Origin of the sequence: Streptomyces sp. NPDC007991 (assembly GCF_042958445.1) — a bacterium.
Taxonomy (GTDB): Bacteria; Actinomycetota; Actinomycetes; order Streptomycetales; family Streptomycetaceae; genus Streptomyces.
The window spans coordinates 202,422-220,786 of the sequence record NZ_JBIBJD010000012.1; the positions used below are offsets into that span (position 1 = coordinate 202,422).

At 71.3% G+C, this 18,365-nt stretch carries 17 protein-coding genes; 6 read left to right on the forward strand and 11 right to left on the reverse strand.

Going from position 1 to position 18,365, the window contains the following annotated elements:
• Positions 1–92: 92 nt before the first annotated feature.
• From ACFZDA_RS31900 to ACFZDA_RS31925, 6 genes are all read right to left on the reverse strand, one after another.
• Positions 93–1,304: an FxsB family cyclophane-forming radical SAM/SPASM peptide maturase gene (locus ACFZDA_RS31900; RefSeq protein WP_391088425.1), complete on the reverse strand. Its 1,212-nt coding sequence runs from the start codon at positions 1,302–1,304 to the stop codon at positions 93–95.
• Entirely contained in the window at positions 1,301–1,453 is a 153-nt protein-coding gene (locus ACFZDA_RS31905) for a hypothetical protein (RefSeq protein WP_391088426.1), read from the reverse strand. The genes ACFZDA_RS31900 and ACFZDA_RS31905 overlap by 4 nt, the downstream gene beginning before the upstream one ends.
• Positions 1,450–4,770, reverse strand: coding sequence for an SAV_2336 N-terminal domain-related protein (locus ACFZDA_RS31910; protein WP_391088429.1), 3,321 nt, complete (start codon positions 4,768–4,770; stop codon positions 1,450–1,452). Before ACFZDA_RS31910 ends, ACFZDA_RS31905 begins: the two co-directional genes overlap by 4 nt.
• A gap of 3 nt (positions 4,771–4,773) precedes the next feature.
• Positions 4,774–5,772, reverse strand: coding sequence for an AAA family ATPase (locus ACFZDA_RS31915; protein WP_391088431.1), 999 nt, complete (start codon positions 5,770–5,772; stop codon positions 4,774–4,776).
• A gap of 159 nt (positions 5,773–5,931) precedes the next feature.
• On the reverse strand, positions 5,932–7,890 hold the full coding sequence (locus ACFZDA_RS31920) for a trypsin-like peptidase domain-containing protein (RefSeq protein ID WP_391088433.1): 1,959 nt from the start codon (positions 7,888–7,890) through the stop codon (positions 5,932–5,934).
• Positions 7,887–8,231, reverse strand: coding sequence for a CU044_2847 family protein (locus ACFZDA_RS31925; protein WP_391088435.1), 345 nt, complete (start codon positions 8,229–8,231; stop codon positions 7,887–7,889). Before ACFZDA_RS31925 ends, ACFZDA_RS31920 begins: the two co-directional genes overlap by 4 nt.
• A gap of 188 nt (positions 8,232–8,419) precedes the next feature.
• On the opposite strand from ACFZDA_RS31925, the gene ACFZDA_RS31930 reads away from it, so the two are divergent.
• A complete protein-coding gene (locus ACFZDA_RS31930; RefSeq protein ID WP_023586593.1) occupies positions 8,420–8,599 on the forward strand; it encodes a DUF6104 family protein in 180 nt (59 codons plus the stop codon).
• Positions 8,600–8,614: 15 nt separating this feature from the next.
• On the opposite strand, the gene ACFZDA_RS31935 is transcribed toward ACFZDA_RS31930, so the two are convergent.
• Entirely contained in the window at positions 8,615–9,451 is an 837-nt protein-coding gene (locus ACFZDA_RS31935) for a hypothetical protein (RefSeq protein WP_391088437.1), read from the reverse strand.
• Between the two features lie 158 nt (positions 9,452–9,609).
• Here ACFZDA_RS31935 and ACFZDA_RS31940 point away from each other — a divergent pair, with 158 nt between their 5' ends.
• Both ACFZDA_RS31940 and ACFZDA_RS31945 read left to right on the forward strand, forming a co-directional pair.
• Positions 9,610–10,581: a DUF4097 domain-containing protein gene (locus ACFZDA_RS31940; RefSeq protein WP_391088438.1), complete on the forward strand. Its 972-nt coding sequence runs from the start codon at positions 9,610–9,612 to the stop codon at positions 10,579–10,581.
• A 1-nt stretch (position 10,582) separates the two neighbouring features.
• Complete coding sequence (locus ACFZDA_RS31945) at positions 10,583–11,638, forward strand: helix-turn-helix transcriptional regulator (protein WP_391088439.1); 1,056 nt, start codon at positions 10,583–10,585, stop codon at positions 11,636–11,638.
• A gap of 18 nt (positions 11,639–11,656) precedes the next feature.
• Here ACFZDA_RS31945 and ACFZDA_RS31950 read toward each other — a convergent pair whose 3' ends face one another.
• The 4 genes from ACFZDA_RS31950 to ACFZDA_RS31965 form a co-directional block, all read right to left on the reverse strand.
• On the reverse strand, positions 11,657–12,223 hold the full coding sequence (locus ACFZDA_RS31950) for a Clp protease N-terminal domain-containing protein (RefSeq protein WP_391088441.1): 567 nt from the start codon (positions 12,221–12,223) through the stop codon (positions 11,657–11,659).
• Positions 12,223–12,432: an HTH domain-containing protein gene (locus tag ACFZDA_RS31955; RefSeq protein WP_391088443.1), complete on the reverse strand. Its 210-nt coding sequence runs from the start codon at positions 12,430–12,432 to the stop codon at positions 12,223–12,225. Before ACFZDA_RS31955 ends, ACFZDA_RS31950 begins: the two co-directional genes overlap by 1 nt.
• 104 nt (positions 12,433–12,536) lie before the next feature.
• Positions 12,537–13,502, reverse strand: a complete 966-nt coding sequence (locus ACFZDA_RS31960; protein ID WP_391088445.1) for a zinc-binding dehydrogenase — start codon at positions 13,500–13,502, stop codon at positions 12,537–12,539.
• Positions 13,503–13,765: 263 nt separating this feature from the next.
• Positions 13,766–15,016 carry a malic enzyme-like NAD(P)-binding protein gene (locus ACFZDA_RS31965; protein ID WP_391088447.1) on the reverse strand — a complete coding sequence of 417 codons (1,251 nt, stop codon included), beginning with the start codon at positions 15,014–15,016 and terminating at the stop codon, positions 13,766–13,768.
• Between the two features lie 652 nt (positions 15,017–15,668).
• On the opposite strand from ACFZDA_RS31965, the gene ACFZDA_RS31970 reads away from it, so the two are divergent.
• The 3 genes from ACFZDA_RS31970 to ACFZDA_RS31980 are packed head-to-tail and all read left to right on the forward strand — an operon-like array spanning position 15,669 to position 18,362.
• Positions 15,669–16,625, forward strand: a complete 957-nt coding sequence (locus ACFZDA_RS31970; RefSeq protein ID WP_391088448.1) for a transporter substrate-binding domain-containing protein — start codon at positions 15,669–15,671, stop codon at positions 16,623–16,625.
• Between the two features lie 31 nt (positions 16,626–16,656).
• Positions 16,657–17,604 (forward strand): ABC transporter permease subunit, encoded by a 948-nt coding sequence (locus ACFZDA_RS31975; protein ID WP_391088449.1) that lies wholly within the window; start codon positions 16,657–16,659, stop codon positions 17,602–17,604.
• The gene (locus ACFZDA_RS31980; RefSeq protein ID WP_391088451.1) at positions 17,601–18,362 is read left to right on the forward strand and encodes an ATP-binding cassette domain-containing protein; all 762 of its coding nucleotides are present in this window, start codon (positions 17,601–17,603) and stop codon (positions 18,360–18,362) included. Before ACFZDA_RS31975 ends, ACFZDA_RS31980 begins: the two co-directional genes overlap by 4 nt.
• Positions 18,363–18,365: the final 3 nt, after the last annotated feature.

Genomic DNA, 18,365 nt, shown 5'->3' on the forward strand with positions numbered 1-18,365 from the left:
CGCTGTCCCCTCAACTGAACCTGGTCACGACTGTGCACAGGGTATTCAATTGTGCGTCAAAAGGGCTCGATCAGCGCAAAGTTGACGAGTGATCAGTTATCTGGAGCCGTGTCCCGTGCGGTCCGTGCGAGTCGTCGGGCGATGTGCCGGACAAGCCGTTCCAGGTCAGCGCAGTAGACGCTGGGGTGGCAAAAGCCTGTGCCGGGCGCGTACCGGTGCACGTAGTTGCCGCCTCCGCACACCCTCCCGACGGGGCAGCCCCGGCACTCCGCGGCCAGGGCTCGTTCGCCCAACTGGCGGGCGGCGACGCCGGGGTGGCGCAGGGCTTCGTCGAAGGAGTTCCGGAAGACGTCCAGCCCGGTCTCCGCCGCGCCCGCGTAGGCCGACTTCAGGGAGTCGACCTGCTCGATCGCGCCGTCCGTCTCGACCACGACGGCGGCCATCGGCGACAGTCCCACGGCCTCGGCCCTGCTGGGCGCGCCGAGCAGCAGGGCGGCGATCTCCTGGAAGAGCCGGACGCGGGTGCGCAGTCGCCGCTCGTCCCACCAGGCGTCGAAGACGGTGGCCAGCCAGTCACCGTAGGGGGCGGGGTGCGGGCGGTGGCGTCCGGGGCGCTGCGGGAAGACCCCCGGGGGCGGGTGGCCCCAGTTGGCGTGTGGCAGGAGGAAGTCCACCGCCGGCGGGTCCAGCTCCAGCAGCGACCGGTAGACGTCCAGCGGGTCGGCGTCCAGGTCGATGGTGCACAGGATGCCCGCATAGCAGGCAGGGCGCGCGGCGAGCGCGCGGGCGGCCGCCCGGGCCGCGGGCCAGGCGGGGCGGCCGGCGCGGTCGACGCGGCGGGCGTTGTGGGCGGCGCGGCCGCCGTCGAGGCTGAGACCGACCCGGATGCCGGCCTCGGCGAGCACGTCGAGCGCCGGGGCCGTGAGCCGGGTGCCATTGGTCTGCAGGGTGGCGGTGACCCGGCATCCGTTCGGCACTGCCTCGCGGACGGCCCGGGTGTAGACCAGGGCGGGGCCCGGGCCGGTGAGGAGGGGCTCACCACCGTGCAACTCGACACGGATCCCGTCGAGAGCGTGCGCGCGGACGTGCTCGGCGATGCGGGCGGCGGCGTGCCGCATGGTGTCCTCGGGCACGCGCGGCGGGCGGTCGCGCCAGCCGGCGTCCTGGCCCCGGTAGAGGTAGCAGTAGGTGCAGTCGAGGTTGCAGCGGCTGTGGAGCTTCAGCACGAACTGCCGGAAGGGTGTGGCCCGGTGGGCGGAGGTGTCGAGCAGGACATGCGGCCACGGCGGGTGGTGCGCCGTCATGGGGCGTCCTCGTACTGGGCGACGACCACTGGCTCCCCTTCCCGGGCACGGAGCTCGGCGAGGATCGCCGCGAATACCGGGTGGTCGGTGTGGTCCGGTCGGGGGACGTCGGGCAGGGGTATGTGGGCGTCGTCGACGGGCGCGGTCACTCGTCCGCCGTTTCGGATTCCAAGCGGGCGATGCGGGAGCGGAGGTGCTCACGGCGGGCGGAGTCCTGCGTGAGGGGCAGAGCGCGACGGTAGTCGGCCAGGGCCGGGCCCGTCCGTCCGAGCCGCTCGTGGACCTGTCCCCGGGACTGCAGGGCGACGGAGCGGGTCTCGTCGTCACCCGCCTCCCGGGCGTGGTCGGCAGCCTGGGAGAAGCAGTCGGCCGCTTGGTGCAGCCGCGCGAGCACGCCCGTGCGGCTGTGCAGGAACTCCTGGGCGGTCCCGCGGTTGAGCCAGCACTGCCCGAGGAAACCGGGGTCGTCGGATCCCCGGGCCGCCTCACCGAACAGCCACTCCGCCTCGTACAGGTCGGACAGCACCTCCTGAAGCCCGAAGCGCAGGAAGTGGGCGGTGCCCAGATGCTGCCTGCGCAGCGGCAGGCGGGGATCGTCCGGGAAGGACGCGTCGACCGCCCGGCGCATGAGGTCGATGGCCCGGGTGATGTCGCCGGGCATGCCCGCGGTGCTCGCCCGTTCGAGCAGGGCCCGCCCGAAGTCGGACAGCACGTCGGGCCGCCGCGGGTCGTCCTCGTCCAGCAGTGGTTCGGCCTCCGACCAGGCGTCGATGGCCCGGTCCAGTTGCAGCTGGTCGCCAGAGCGGTCGTAGCGGACGCGGTGGATGCGCGCGGCCCGCGCATGGCAGGCGAACCTCAGGGTCCTGTCGTCACCGGCGGCTTCCAGGGCCGCTTCCACCGCGTACATCAGCGAGCGGCGTTCCCGGCCGTCGTCGCGCGGCGGCTGGTGGATCTCGATGGCGCTCGCCATGTCCAGCCAGAGCGTGCAGCGCTCGGTGTCCGGGAGGGCGGTCTCGTCACGGACCGCGGCAAGGAAGTCGTCGGTGGCGCGTAGGGCGGCCTCGGCCGCGCGTCGCTCGTCCGGCGCGGCGGCGGAGGTACGGCCGTGCCCCGCGTACTGGCGCGCCAGGTCGAGCCACAGCCGGCCCCTGGCCGCGTATGCCTGTTCGTCCTGGGAGGACTCCAGGGCCACGTCGGCGGCCTCGACGGCCCGGTGCAGATGGGTGACGTACCACTCCTCGGGGCCGGATGCCGGGTAAGGGCCGTCCGGTCCGGCCGCGTCCGCTCCCGAGTCGGCGACGACGCGACGGAGGTAGGCCAGTGCGAGCGCGGTGCCGTGCCGGTGCTCGGCCGTCGTGTCCGGGTCGTGCAGTGCGGAGGTGAAGTCCCGGTCGGCCAGGTACAGCAGCACGGCACGGGCGAAGTCCTCCGCCCGGTGCTCGTCGAGCGCGGCCGCGCCGGCCCACTGCCTGAGGCCGTCGGGGATGCCGTCGAACCCGATGTCCCGCTTGACCAGCTCCATGGCCTGGGCGAGGCAGACCCGCCCCCGCACCACCCGTCCCCAGGCGCTGAGGTCCTCGACGTCGCCGATCGTCTGCCAGGCCTCCCGGAGGTCCTCCCCGACGCCTCGCACCTGCCAACGGGACCACAGCGCGTCGGCCAGCCTCACAGCGGCCACGGCCCGCTCCGGCTCGGTCCCTGCGGCCTCCAGCGCCTGCCGCAGATATCCGACTGCGGCATCGAGTTCCCTGGTCAAGCCCTCCTGCCCGAAGCGCTCGAGGGCCTCCCGGCCCCGTGCCAGCAGTTCTCGCACACTCAGCTCCGCCCGTACCGGCACGGCCGGCATGCGCTTGCCGAGGTCCCGCAGCACCGCCGCCGACACCTCGGCGAACGCCCGCAGCCCGACGGGTTCGCTCTGGTCCGAGGCGAGTGCCGTCGTGAGGTCCTCACCAGGGGTCACCGAGCCGCGCAGGAACGCCCCGGCCAGGGCGGGGAAGTTCCGCACGTCGCGCCCGAACCTGCGCTCCACGTAATCGGAGCAGTGCTTGAGCAGCAGGTCGGCGTCGTCCACCGCGAGCCGCGATCGCAGCTCCGAGGCGACTCCGGGCAGGAACTCGTAGCACACCGCCCACGGGTCGTCCGGGTCCTCCCGGCGTTTGAGCAGGCCACTGAGCAGCACCTCGGAGAGCACGTCAGGCCCGCTTCCCGAGAGCATGGCGTGCTGGACGAGCTGCATGACCGGCAGGTAGAGGGGCACCGCGGACAGGTACACGGCGAGTCGGCGGGCCTCCGAGGAGGCCGGGCGCCAGAACGCACGGACACGGTCCAGGCCGGTCAGTTCCTCGGAGGCCCTGACCGCCGCCCCGGACGCCGGGTGATCGCGGCGCACCCACCCCGCCGCCGTCGCCAGCGACTGCTCGGTGGCGCCGGACACCAGACGTGCCCAGCCCTCCACCGACTCCCGGCGCGGAGCGAGCACGGGCACGGGCAGCGCGGCATGCTCGGCCCGTCCCCGGTCGGGCCGGAACTCCAGTGCGCCCGCGGGTCCTTCGCACCGGTGGAGCAGACCGCGCCGGGCGGGCAGGTGGGTACGCAGCCACATCCGCTGCGGGAGCGGCTGCACGACGGCCACGGGCGCCGCAGCGGCCCACCGGTGCAGCAGCCGCTGCATACGGCCGGAGCGCCACATGGGTCCGGCGCAGTCGCTGAGAACCAGAGTCACGCAGCGCCCCGTCGGATCGCTCAGCTGTTCCGGGGCGTGCAGCGGACCGGCAGGTTCCGGGATGGTGGCCCAACCGGGCAGTCCGCCCGCAGTCTCGTGCAGGTACCGCACTCGCACCTCGCGGAAGGCACCGGCGCGTACGCAGACCTGGCGCAGTTCGTCGAGCGCCTGCTGCCACACCACGGTCGAGGTGGAGACGTCCATCAGGAGCATGAGCCGCGCCTCGCGTCGCCGGTCGGTGCGCAGGACCGGCAGGATGAACCGGGACTCGGCGGCCCGGTGGGCGGTGGCATGTTCGTCCAGAACGCGCGGTACGGGGCGGACGGGCGCCCGGTACCTCTGGAGAGGCCGTAACCCCCTTTGCAGGGCCAGGGGTTCGGGCAGGGCGGGTGCGGTCGGGACGCGGATGGGCTCCATGGGAGCCGCGCCGTCGGCGGCGCCTGCCCCGGGGGCGAACAGCCGGGCCCCGTCGGGCGACTGCGGTTCGCCGTCCGTGACCGGTGGGCGAGGGGGCGGCACGGGCGGGCCGGCGTCGCCGTCAGCCGGCGGGAGGTCCGTGCGGGCCGCGTCCGCGGCGGACGGGAGGGCCGTCTCCGCCGGGTCCGGGAGCCAGCGGGCCAGCCACAGGGCGTCCGCGAGTTCCTCCACGCCCGGCCCGATACCCGCGTCCCGCATGCGCGCGACCAGCGCCGTGAGCGTGGAGGTCACGTCGCCGGGCGGGGTGCGGGGGGCCTGGTCGGTCATCGGCTAGCGCGGCCCCCGGTCCAGGGGCTGCATCAGCAGGTCCGAGATCTCCCCGCGCCGGTGGACCTCGCCCCGGGCCGCGTGCTGAGCGAGGAAGATCGCGTTGAGCAGCTGGTCGGTGGGGCGCAGGGCACCGTCCGCCTCGGCCTGCGTGAAGCGGTCGACCAGGTCGCGGTTGTCGTCGTAGGAACCCTGTCCGAAGTGCGCCTGGACCAGGGCGGCCAGGCGTTCGTCGCGCGGAGCCTTGAGGTCGAGCGTGATGCAGCGGCGCAGCAGCGGTGCGGGGAACTCGCGCTCCCCGTTGCTGGTCATGAGGACGAAGGGGAAGGCCCGGCAGCGGACCTGTCCGCCCGTCACCGGGACTCGGCGGCCGTCGTCGGTGAGGACGTGGACGACGGGGGTGTGGTCGGCGATCCGCTCCAGCTCGGGGAGGGCGAACCTGCCCTCCTCCAGAACGTTCAGCAGGTCGTTGGGCAGATCGATGTCGCTCTTGTCCAGCTCGTCGATGAGCAGCACGCGAGGCCGGTCGGCGGCGAGCAGCGCGGTACCGAGCGGGCCGAGCTTGATGTACCGGCCGATGTCCCGGGACGAGTCGTCGCCGGGCAGCTGGGAGTCCTGGAGACGGCCGATGGCGTCGTAGGTGTAGAGCCCGTCGCGCAGTTCGCTACGGCTGACGATCGGCCATTCCAGGACCCGGCCCAGCTCGAGTTCGTAGGCGATGGCGTGTGCGAGGGTCGACTTGCCCACGCCCGGTTCGCCGGTGACCAGGAGCGGTCGCCGCAGGTAAAGAGCGGCGTTGACGAGTTCGAGGGTGCCGGAGTCCTGGATGGGCAGCGGGGCGGCGTCCTCGCCCAGCCTGCGGCGGGTGGAGGAGTCTGGCCCCGGTACGTCGTACGGCACGACCGGGGCGTCGAACCTCCGCCACGCCGGCGGGTCGGGCAGCCGGTCGATGCCGCCCGGATCCGGTTGCCCGGTGCCGCGGTAGACGAACCACTCGCTCATGATGTGCTCCTCGTCGACGGTCGGTGGTCGTCCACGCCCTGGCCGACGGGGGCGTTGTGTGCACCCACAACGGGCCCCTGAAAATGTACCCACAACGGGCCTGCCCCACTGGCGTTTCCGGACGCTCGGCCCACGCGTCGCGTACGTGCCACACGTCGCTCACAGCGGCGCGTCCAGGGGTTCCGCGTCCTCGGGAGGCAGCGGGCGGCGCGGATCGTCGTACAGCAGTGCGAGAGGTTCGGCCCAGGGGCGCTCGACCCGGTGCTCGCTGATCTCCTGGCGCACGTGTCGCAGACGGTCGGGAAGTTCGGCGAGGGATCCGACGGTGCCGAGCAGTTCCTCCGCCTTGGCGTAGAGCGTGTCGCACGTCTCGGGACAGGTCCGCGAGGCGTGTCCGTCGATGTGCCAGAGCGCGACACCGTGGCCGTTGTCCAGGGCGAGCCGCATGGCGGTGCGCCCGGGGTCGCGTCCGGCGGGGCGGCACATGACGGGGATGCGGTGCGCCTCGGCGTTGCGGTAGCCGCGAGAGCCGGGCACGGCTTCCTCCACGAGCGTGCGCCAGCTGCTGAAACGCCGCAGGCCGGTCATGCTCTGCCAGCGGTCGGCCCAGAGCTTGTCCGGATCTCCCCGGCGCTCGAGGGCGCGCAGGACCACACGGCGGCGCGCCCCGAGGTGCCCCGTGTCGTCCAGTTCCGCTATGTCGTCGAACCGCCAGCGGTGCACGGCCATGTCGAAGTACTCGGAGGGCAGGGCCACTTCGAGCGGCACGGGCCGGTCGGCGTGGTCCTTGGCCCTCAGCAGCCTGCCCAGGGGCTCCCGCAGGGCCTGGACCAGGTCCTCGGGCCGGAATCCGTGGACGGAGCCATCGGCCTCGTACAGCAGGGGCTCGCCCTCGCCGTCGTCGCACCAGACCTGCCAGAAGAACCGGGGGGACTGAGCGCCGATCACCGGGTCGAGCAGGACCGCCACGGTGGGGCCCTCGCCCGGGCCGGGGTAAGGGATCACCATCCGCTCCGCCTTGTCGTCGGGGGCCGGAAGCAGCGCGTCCGGCAGGCTGACCTCCCGGACGAAATCGTGCATGGCCCTGCGGGGCTCCTTGCGCAGCCGCTTTTCGATCCACCGGCTGAGCGCGTCACAGTCGCCGCCCCTGGTGCGGGTGTACTTCTCGACGCACATCAGGAAGCGCAGGAAGGTGAGCGCCTCGAGCGGCCGGCCCCCTTCGTAGAGCAGTCCGGCACCGTCGCGCCAGGTCAGTAGCTCGAGTGTGGTGTCCGGCCACAGGTTGTTGCTCCGTGCCTTCTTCGCCAGCAGTTCGACGGTGGGCGCGTCGGGCGGCGTGGGCAGTTCGGCGAGCAGCCGGAGGGCCTCGCGGCGATCGGCCGGCGTCCAGTACTCGCCGCTGTCCGCCGCCGGGGCGTCCTGCAGGTCGATCCAATTGTCCCCGGTCGGGGACAGCGGTTCGTCGCCGTGCCAACGGTCGTGGGCGGCCATGACCGCTCGGTACGTCGCCCCGAAACGGCGCAGCGCCGAGATCGCCACCGCCTTGCCGCCGTCCTGCTGCCTCCGGCGCGATTTGATCAGGCCGACGACGGCTCCGCTGACGGGATCGACCAGCGGACCGCCGGACATTCCGCTGGGGAAGTCGATGTCGGGCTTGATGATCAGCCCGTAGGCGTCCTCATGGCCGTTGATCTCGGCGTCCACGATCCGGAAGTGGGTGTCCGGCGGCCCCGGGTAGTACCCGCACGCCTTGAGCGCGCCACAGTGGCGCACGGCCCGGTCGGGGATCCACACGCACTCGTGCGGGTGCTGTGCGGGATCCCCCGCCAGCCGCACCAGTGCCAGGTCCTCCTCCGCCGGGACGGTGGGCCGGCGCGGCTCGGTGAGCAACCACTGCTCCAGGTGGGCCTGTGCGTCGATGCCCTGGCCGCGTACGCGGAAGGTGACCGAGGTGTCCGCCGCGAGGTGCGGACGCAGTACATGGGCGGCGGTCAGCACCCATCCCGGCGCGACGAAGAAGCCGCTCCCCCACAGAGGTCTGTCGTCGTCCCCGACGGCCAGCAGGTGAACGGTGGCCGCCCGGGCGAGCTCGTACAGGCGGTCGCTGCGTTCGGTCATGCCGGGCCGGGCTCCTGCGCGGGTCCGCCGCCGAGTTGCCAGGTGAGCGTCACCTGCAGGGATGCCTTGGTCTCACCCCTGGCGAGCACGGCGAACGCCACGCCCTCCTTGGCCGTCAGCTCCACACCGAAGGTGATGGCGGCCTCACTGGGGCGGGCCGCCTTGGCGGCGTCGAGGACGGAGGTGCCCACACCTTTGATCAAATCCTGGAGCTGTTCCACCTTCGCGAGGGCGGCCTCGGTGAAACCGACGTCTTCCTGGTCGTCGTACGCCTCGCCCTCGCCGATCCGCGCGGTGATCACCGTGCCGTCCGGCAGCTGGACATCCTGGATGTGGCTCATCTCGTCCCCCGTCGAGTCCCCCGCCGACCGATCGAGCACGGCCGGCGCCCACGTGCACCAGACGAGAGTCATACCCAGGTCGGCTGCCCGTGACCCCATCCGTTCCCGGCCAGGGTCCCGCAAGGCCGCACGGCCTACCCTGGAGGGGTTGGCAGAAGGGCTTGCCCCGTCCGGATCAGGAGCACGAGTTGTATTTCACCGACCGCGGCATCGAGGAGCTGGAAAAGCGGCGCGGCGAGGAGGAGGTCACCTTCGAGTGGCTCGCCGAGCAGCTGCGGACGTTCGTCGATCTCAACCCCGACTTCGAGGTGCCGGTGGAGCGGCTGGCCACGTGGCTGGCGCGACTGGACGACGAGGACGAGGAATAGGACGTCCCCGGACGGTCAGTCGAGGGGGTGGGTGAGGCCGTAGGCCAGGCTCAGCAAGCCGTGGGCGAGGAACAGGACCCCCGCCGCGATCAAGCCGCCGTCGCGCCGCCGCAGGCCCCGGGCCGTGAGCGGTACGCCCGCCGCCACCTGGGCGAGGGCCAGGGCGCGGGCCCCGGGGCCGCCGGTCCAGGGCAGCCAGGGGCCGAGGCGGCTGCCGTGGCCGGCGGTGTCGCGCTCCGCGAGCGCCTCGCATCGGCCCGGCCATTCGACCGGGAGGCTGTCCGGCTGGAGCGCGGCGGCTTCCCGGAGGCGGTCGGCGGGCTCGCCGGGGGCGAGTGCCGGGGGCAGGGTGACGCCCACGCGCGCGAGGACCGCCAGCAGGCCGCGCATGCGGGTGCGGGCGTCGGCGGCGGAGTCGGGCTTCGTCAGCTGGTCCAGGGCCTGGGGGTCCAGGACGGGGTCGAGGCCCACGCGCGCGGCGAAGGTGCGCATCGCCTCCTCCTCCCCCACCGGGACCCCGTTCGCGAGCCAGACGAATCCGACCGGGCGGCGGAAGCCGGACGCGAGCGTGAAGCCCGCGTGGTCGGCGTCCCACCACAGGCCGAGAACCGGCCAGGGCGCGCCGACGGCGAGGGCCGTGGCCCAGCCGGTGACCACGCGGTCGACGGGCTCGCCGGTGTCCTCCCGCCACGGCCCGCCCTCGGGTACGAGCACGCACCACTCGTCACCCGCCCGGGTGAGCTGCATACGCTCCCGCAGCAGATGGGCGACGGGGGCGACGGCCCCGGGCACCGCCCGGCACAACAGCAGCGCCCCAGGGGCGGGAGGGGTGCGGTCGGCTTCCATCGGCATGGCCACACGCTAGGACGAATCACCCCTCTATGAGGACTTTTGTACACCTCGACGCACGCCTCCACATCCCCGGAACGAGCGCCTTGACTTTCCCCGACCACGATATATCGTGAATGACAGAAGACGCGATATGGCGCGTCGTGTCGGGAGGTCTGTCCATGTCCGAGTGGTCTGTCGCGGAGCCCAGGAAACTCACCTTCGACGAGCCTGTGAGCGAGCTCCACGTGCGTCTCGTCGACGGAACGGTGAACGTGGTGGGCACGGACGAAGGTTCCGCCCGCCTGGAGGTCTCCGAGATCCAGGGACCACCGCTGGTGGTGACCCAGCGGGGCGGCACCCTCACGGTGGCCTACGAGGACCTGCCCTGGAAGGGCTTCCTCAAGTGGCTCGACCGCAAGGGCCGGCGCCGCAGCGCGGTCGTCTCCCTGGCCGTCCCGCCCTCCACCCGCGTGGAGCTGGGCGTGGTCGGCGCGGCAGCGGTGCTCTCCGGGATCGACGGCCCGGCAGCGGTGAAGGGCGTCACGGGCGACACCACCCTCGTGGGCCTCTCCGGCCCGGTCCGCGCCGACACGGTCTCCGGGAATGTGGAGGCCCAGGACGTGACCGGCGACCTCCGGTTCAACTCCGTCTCGGGCGACCTCACGGTGGTCGAGGGCTCCGGCTCCTCCGTGCGGGCCGACTCCGTCAGCGGCTCCATGATCGTCGACCTCGACCCCGGCGGCCCCACGGACGTGCGGCTGACCAGCGTCTCCGGCGAGATCGCGATCCGGCTGCCGGACCCGGCGGACGCGGAGGTCGAGGCGAACACGGCGAGCGGCGCGGTCTCCAACGCGTTCGACGATCTGCGGGTGCACGGCCAGTGGGGCGCCCACAAGATCACGGGCCGTCTGGGCGCGGGCACGGGCAAGCTGCGAGCGACGACGGTCTCCGGCTCGATCGCCCTGCTGCGCCGCCCCTCCAGGGAGGACGAGCCCGACGAACCATGGGACACCCGGCCCGGCACCGGCGGCTCACCGGCCGACCCACAGGACACCCCGCAGGCCGGCTCGGGAGACAATTCCCTCTCCGGCCGGGGCGCCGCCGACACCGGAGCCCCGGCCGACAGCACGATCGACAAGAAGGTGCTCTGACATGCCCCCCGTCTTCGCCCACGGCCGCCTCCGCCTCTACCTGCTGAAGCTGCTGGACGAGGCTCCCCGTCACGGCTACGAGGTGATCCGCCTCCTCGAAGAGCGCTTCCAGGGGCTGTACGCACCATCGGCGGGCACGGTCTACCCCCGCCTCGCCAAGCTGGAGGCCGAGGGCCTGGTCACCCACACCACCGAGGGCGGCCGCAAGGTGTACTCGATCACGGACGCGGGCCGCGCCGAACTGGCCGACCGCAGCGGCGAACTGGCCGATCTGGAACTGGAGATCCGGGAGTCGGTCGCGGAACTGGCGGCGGAGATCCGCGCCGACGTGCGCGGAGCCGCCGGCGACCTGCGCCGCGAGATGCGCGCCGCCGCGACCGAGGCCCGCCGGGAGCCGGGCACCAAGGCCCGTGGCACGGAGGACACCCCCTTCGAAGATCTCGGACAGTACGGCGACAAGGACGCCTGGCGCATCGCCAAGGAGGAGATGCGGCGCGCCAGGCAGGAGTGGAAGGAACAGGCCCGCCGCGCCAAGGACGAGAGCCGCCGCGCCCGCGAGGACGCCCAGCGCGCCCGCCGCCAGGCGAAGGAGGCTCAGGATCAGGCCCGCGCCCAGGCCCAGGAGCAGGTGCAGCGCATCGCCCGCCGGGTCCAGGAGCAGGTCCAGGACCACTTCGCCCGCGGCGACTGGCCCACGGGACTGCGCGAGGGCCTGAGCGAACTGGCCAAGGAGGTCGGCGAGTTCGGCAAGGACTACGGCAAGGACTTCGGCTTCGACTGGACCGGCACCGGCACGCCGGCCGCACAGCCGATGCCCTCACACCCCGCCGAGGACTTCCCGGCCGCCTACGAACCCGCCTGGGCCCACGAGGACGCCGCGGACTCCACCGGCGACCCGGCCCGCGACCTGGACCGCCTGCTCGACCGCTTCCGGGACGACATCCGCGACGCGGCCCGCGACCACGGCGTCACCCCCGGCCAACTGCGCGACGCCCGACGCCACTTGTCGACGGCGGCCGCCCACATAGGAGCCCTGTTGCGCACACCGAAGAAGTAAGCGGCCGGACCCCGCCCCTCACCCGGCCTTGGCCTCGCCGCCCCCGTACAGCACCCGCACCAGGGACGCGTACGTCACCCCGTGGTCGGCGAGGACCTCGGCCGGCACGCCGGGGCGCAGGGTCAGGGCGAGCAGGATGTGCTCGTCCCCGATGTGCCGGTCCCGCTGTGCGAGCGCGACCCGCAAGGAGCGCTCCAGAACGTCCTTGGCGCCGCGCCCGAAGGAGGCCCGCCCCGACCACCACCCCTTGTCCTTCCGGTCACCGGCCATGGCGCCCGCCCCGTGCACCTCCTCCACCCGGGCGACGATCTCCTCCACATCGATCCCGAGCCCGGCGAGCGCGTCGGCCTCGGCCTGCGACAGCCCGGCCCGCCGCCGTGCCGCCCCCAGCGCCTGCCGCACGGACTCCCTCCCCTCACCGAGCCCCACAGCGGCGAGCGCGAAGGAACCACGACTGCCCTCCCGATCGAGCAGCGCGAGCAACAGATGCTCCGGCTCCACAACCTGCCCGCCTGCACCGCCCTCCACATACGCGAACGCCCCCTTGACCACGCTCCGGGCGTCCTTCGTGAACCGCTCGAACATCAATGCCTCCCGTACTTCTTGTGCACGGCCTGCCTGCTCACACCGAGTTCGGCGGCGATCTCCTGCCACGACCAGCCCTGATTGCGCGCGTTGCGCACCTGGACGGCTTCCAACTGCTCCAGCAGCCTGCGCAGAGCGGCGACGGCCCGCAGGCCGACCCGTGGATCGCGGTTGCCCGCCCGCTCGGCCAGATCCGTTGCTTCGGTCATGACGTCAACCTACGTTGACACCTCACACCCGTCAACCCCAGTTGACACACCAAACGGCCGGCCCGAACCCGGACCGGCCGTCGGCACCTACCACTCACCAGGGACTACGAATTGATGAGCACGACCTTCCCGAACTGCTCACCCGAGGTCAGCCGTTCGAAGCCCTCCCGCGCACGATCCATGGGCAGCACCTCATCAATGACGGGCCGCACACCGGTGGCGGCGCAGAACGCGAGCAGATCCTCCAGCTCGTCCTTGGTCCCCATCGTCGACCCGACGACCTTGAGCTCCAGGAAGAAGATCCGCGTCAGTTCGGCGTGCGAGGGCCGGTCACCGCTGGTGGCACCGGAAATCACCAGCGTGCCGCCGGGCTTCAGCGACTTCACGGAGTGCGACCAGGTGGCGGCTCCGACGGTCTCGATCACGGCGTCGACCCGCTGCGGCAGCCGCGCCCCCGACTCCAGGGCCTCCACGGCCCCCAGCTCCACGGCCCGCTTCCGCTTGGCCTCGTCCCGGCTCGTGGCGAAGACCCGCAGCCCGGCCGCCTTCCCCAGCACGATGGCGGCCGTGGCGACACCACCACCGGCACCCTGCACGAGTACGGAGTCGCCGGGCCGTACACCCGCGTTGGTGAACAGCATCCGGTACGCGGTCAGCCACGCCGTGGGCAGACAGGCGGCCTCCTCGAAGGAGAGCTCCTTGGGCTTGGGCAGGATGTTCCAGGTCGGCACGGCGACCTGCTCGGCGAAGGTGCCCTGGTAGCGCTCGGTGAGGATGGACCGGGGCTCCTTCGGACCGACCCCGTGCCCGCTCTGTCCGATCACGGAGTGCAGGACGACCTCGTTGCCGTCCTCGTCGACGCCGGCGGCGTCACAGCCGAGGATCATCGGCAGCTTGTCCTCGGCGAGGCCGACGCCGCGCAGGGACCACAGGTCGTGATGGTTGAGGGAGGCGGCCTTGACCGTGACGGTGCTCCAGCCGGGGCGGACCTCGGGAGCCGGACGCTCTCCCAACTCCAGGCCGGCCAGTGGCTGGTCGCGGTCGATTCGGGCGGCGTAGACAGCGAACATGACCTTGACGATAGGTTCCCGAACGGACCCGGGGAACCACCTGCCCCTGTGAGACACACCCTCTTGCCAGGCTCACGGAGTGGGTGCCGCTGCGCCCACCCGTGCCGACTGAGGCGGCCCGCACCCGCGCAGGCGCTACGCGCACCCCCACCACACCCGCGCAGGCCGCCGCAGGCACCCCACACCACCCACCAAACAGCCGCACCCAAAAGAAACGACCCCGCCCAAACCCGGACGGGGCCACACATCACCGCGCTACGACGTCACCGCCGAGCCACACCCTCGGCCCTGGCAGCCGCCGCCACCGCAGCCGTCACCGCCGGCGCGACCCGCTCGTCGAACGGCGACGGGATGACGTAGTCGGCCGCGAGGTCGTCCCCGACGACACCCGCCAGCGCCTCCGCGGCAGCCAGCTTCATCCCCTCCGTGATCCGCGACGCCCGCACCTGCAAGGCACCCGCGAAGATCCCCGGAAACGCCAGCACGTTGTTGATCTGGTTCGGGAAGTCCGACCGCCCGGTGGCCACCACGGCCGCGTACCTGTGCGCGACCTCGGGGTGCACCTCAGGAGTCGGATTCGCCATGGCGAAAACGAACGCCCCGTCGGCCATGGACGCCACCGCGTCCTCCGGCACCGTCCCGCCGGACACCCCGATGAACACATCGGCCCCGGCCAGCGCCACCTCCAGCGACCCGCTGATGCCCGCCTTGTTCGTGAACCCGGCCAGCTCCCGCTTCACCGGCGTCAGATCGTCCCGGTCCGCCGACACGACACCCTTGCGGTCGGCCACCGCGACATCCCCGACCCCGGCCTCGACCAGCATCTTCGCGATCGCGACACCCGCCGCACCGGCGCCGGAAATGACGGCCCGCAGATCCCCCAACGCCCGCTTGCTCAGCCGCGCGGCGTTCCGCAGGGCGGCCAGCGTCACCACGGCCGTACCGTGCTGGTCGTCGTGGAAGACGGGGATGTCCAGCGCGTCCTGGAGCTTCCGCTCGATCTCGAAGCACCGCGGCGCCGAGATGTCCTCCAGATTGACCCCGCCGAACGAGGGCGCGAGCCGCACCACAGTCTCGACGATCTCGTCGACGTCCGTGCAGTTCAGCGCGATCGGGACCGCGTCCACGCCGCCGAACTGCTTGAACAGGATCGCCTTGCCCTCCATCACCGGGAGGGAGGCCTCGGGCCCGATGTCACCGAGCCCCAGCACGGCCGTACCGTCCGTCACGACGGCCACGACCGACGACTTCCACGTGTAGTCGTGCACGAGCTCCGGCTGCTCCGCGATCGCGCTGCACACCTTCGCGACGCCGGGCGTGTACGCCAGGGACAGGTCGTCCTTGTCACGGACCGGCACCGTGGCCTGCACGGCCATCTTGCCGCCGCGGTGGAGCGCGAACGCCGGATCGAAGGAGTCGAGGGGCTCCGCACCGCCCTCCCGGCCCGTACGGTCCGCATCGTCCGTATCGTCCGTCGTGCTCTCGCTGCGAGGATTGACGATCTCCGCTGCCACTTCGTTTTACCTCTTAAATCTTCATTGGTTTGAGGGTGGCCACTCCTGGTGAGGCGTGGGCGGGACCGCGTACGGCCGTGGTCGTGCTGTGTACGTGATACGTACGGGCGCATACGCGATGGGCGCGCCGCACACGCGCCCCGAGCCCCGGATGAGGGGTGTAAAGACCCTTCTTACCGGACGGACGGCGCCGACGACGAGTCCATAACGCGAAGGTCACACACGGGCGTCCTGACTCTTCGTCCAAAATCAGGACAAGGTCTGGACAAACCCTCGGCAACCGCTCACGCGTCGGCGAATCCTTCGGGCCCCGTATCGGATTCCCGGGGCATACCGAAGATTTTCCCGCCGGAAGGAAAGATTCCCGCAGAAGGTCCGGCCGTGATGTACCGGAGTGGTGCGGTTCGGGGATCGCCCGTTATCCGATTTTGACATGGCTGGCCCCCAGAATGGCGCAGTCCGAATGGCAAGATGCCGTAATCACACGAGGTCGCGACACTCGAAGACGTGTGTTCCCGTCGACCCGCGGCACTGCCGGCACCGTCGGCAGTCCAGGCACTGCCGGCACCGCCGGCAGTCCACGGCATTGCCGAACCCATCGGCAGTGCTCAGCCCCATCGGCAACTCCACCCATCCGCCGGAGGAACCCACCATGACCGCAAGCTCCACCCGTCGTACGACCGCCGCGCACTCCCGGCTAGCAGCGGTCGGTGCGATCGCGGTCGCAGGCGCGCTGATGCTCACCGGGTGCGGTGACCAGACCAAGGACACCGGATCGGCCAGCGAGACCGCGACGACCGCGGCCCCGCTGGCCGACAAGCTGCCGCAGTCGATCCGTGACAAGGGCGTCATCAAGGTCGGCTCGGACATCGCGTACGCACCGGTCGAGTTCAAGGACAGCTCCGGCAAGGTCGTCGGCATAGACCCGGACCTCGCCGCCGCCATGGGCAAGCAGCTCGGTGTCGACTTCCAGTTCGAGAACGGCACCTTCGACACGCTGATCACCGGTCTGCGCTCCAAGCGGTACGACATCGCCATGTCCGCGATGACCGACACCAAGGACCGCCAGGAGGGCATCGACTCCGACACCGGCAAGAAGGTCGGTGAGGGCGTCGACTTCGTCGACTACTTCACCGCCGGTGTCTCGATCTACACCAAGAAGGGCGACGACCAGGGCATCAAGACCTGGTCCGACCTGTGCGGCAAGAAGATCGTGCTGCAGCGCGGCACGGTCTCCGAGGACCTCGCCAAGGCCGAGTCGAAGAAGTGCCCGTCCGGCAAGAAGATCGCCATCGAGCCCTTCGACAACGACCAGCAGGCCCAGACGCGTCTGCGCGCGGGCGGCGCGGCCGCCGGCTCGTCCGACTTCCCGGTCGCCGCGTACGCCGTGAAGACCTCCGGTGGCGGCAACGACTTCCAGCTGGTCGGCGAGCAGGTCGAGGCCGCTCCGTACGGCATCGCGGTCGCCAAGAACCAGACGCAGCTGCGGGACGCCCTCAAGGCCGCGCTGGACGCGCTCATCAAGAACGGTGAGTACGAGAAGATCATGAAGAAGTGGGGCGTCACGGACGGCGCCATCAAGGAAGCCACCATCAACGGCGGCAAGTGACGCGACGCAGCGGCACTGAAAGGCAACATCCGTGACTGTTGACATCGACAAGACGCCGGGGCCGTCCGACACGCCCCCGGCCGGACCGCAGGCCATCAAGGCCATCCCGGTCCGGCACTACGGGCGGTACGTCTCCGCCGTCGTCGCCATCGCCCTGCTGGCCGGGGTCGTCTACGCGTTCTCCCAGGGCAAGATCAACTGGGGCGCGATCCCGGACTACTTCTTCGACGACCGGATCCTGAACGGCGTGGGCAAAACGCTCCTGCTGACCGTGCTGTCCATGGTGATCGGCATCGTCGGCGGCGTCCTGCTCGCCGTGATGCGCCTGTCGAAGAACCCGGTGACCTCGTCGATCGCGTGGTTCTACATCTGGTTCTTCCGCGGCACCCCGGTCCTGGTGCAGCTGATCGTCTGGTTCAACCTGGGCCTGGTCTTCGAGTACATCAACCTCGGGCCGCTCTACAAGGACGAGTGGTCGGACTTCATGACCCCGTTCCTGACGGCGCTGCTGGGCCTCGGCCTCAACGAGGCCGCGTACATGGCGGAGATCTGCCGTGCCGGTCTGCTCTCGGTCGACGAGGGCCAGACCGAGGCGTCGCACGCCCTGGGCATGAGCCACGCCAAGACCCTGCGCCGGATCGTCATCCCGCAGGCGATGCGCGTGATCGTGCCGCCGACGGGCAACGAGGTCATCAACATGCTGAAGACGACCTCCCTGGTCTCGGTCGTCCAGTATCCCGAGCTGCTCCGCGCGGCCCAGGACATCGGCCAGACCTCCGGCGCGCCCGCCGAGATGCTGTTCCTGGCGGCGGCCTGGTATCTGCTGATGACCTCGCTCTTCAGCATCGGCCAGTACTACCTGGAGCGGTACTACGCGCGTGGCTCCAGCCGTTCGCTGCCGGCCACGCCGTTCCAGAAGATCAAGGCGAACGTGCTGTCCCTGTCCAACCGCTCGGCGTCGACGGGAGGCACCGCATGACCGCCATGGTCAAAGCCGAAGGCGTCCACAAGAGTTTCGGCCCGCTCGAGGTCCTCAAGGGCATCGACCTGGAGGTGAAGTCCGGCGAGGTGTTCTGCCTCATCGGCCCCTCCGGCTCCGGCAAGTCGACGTTCCTCAGGTGCATCAACCACCTGGAGAAGATCAACGCCGGCCGCCTGTACGTGGACGGGGAGCTGGTGGGCTACCGCCAGAAGGGCGACAGGCTCTACGAGCTGAAGGACAGCGAGGTCGCCCGCAAGCGGCGGGACATCGGCATGGTGTTCCAGCGCTTCAACCTGTTCCCGCACATGACGGCCGTGGAGAACGTCATGGAGGCACCGGTCCAGGTCAAGGGCGTGAGCAGGAGCCAGGCCCGGCAGCGCGCCCTGGAGCTCCTGGACCGGGTGGGCCTGGCCGACAAGGCGGGCAGCTACCCCTCGCAGCTCTCCGGTGGCCAGCAGCAGCGCGTCGCCATCGCCCGGGCCCTCGCCATGGACCCGAAGCTGATGCTGTTCGACGAGCCGACCTCGGCGCTCGACCCGGAGCTGGTCGGTGACGTCCTGGACGTCATGCGCGACCTCGCCGAGTCCGGCATGACGATGATCGTCGTCACCCACGAGATGGGCTTCGCCCGCGAGGTGGGCGACAGCCTGGTCTTCATGGACGGCGGCGTGGTGGTCGAGTCCGGTCACCCGCGCGAGGTACTGACGAACCCGCAGCACGAGCGGACGCAGTCGTTCCTGTCCAAGGTGCTCTGACGT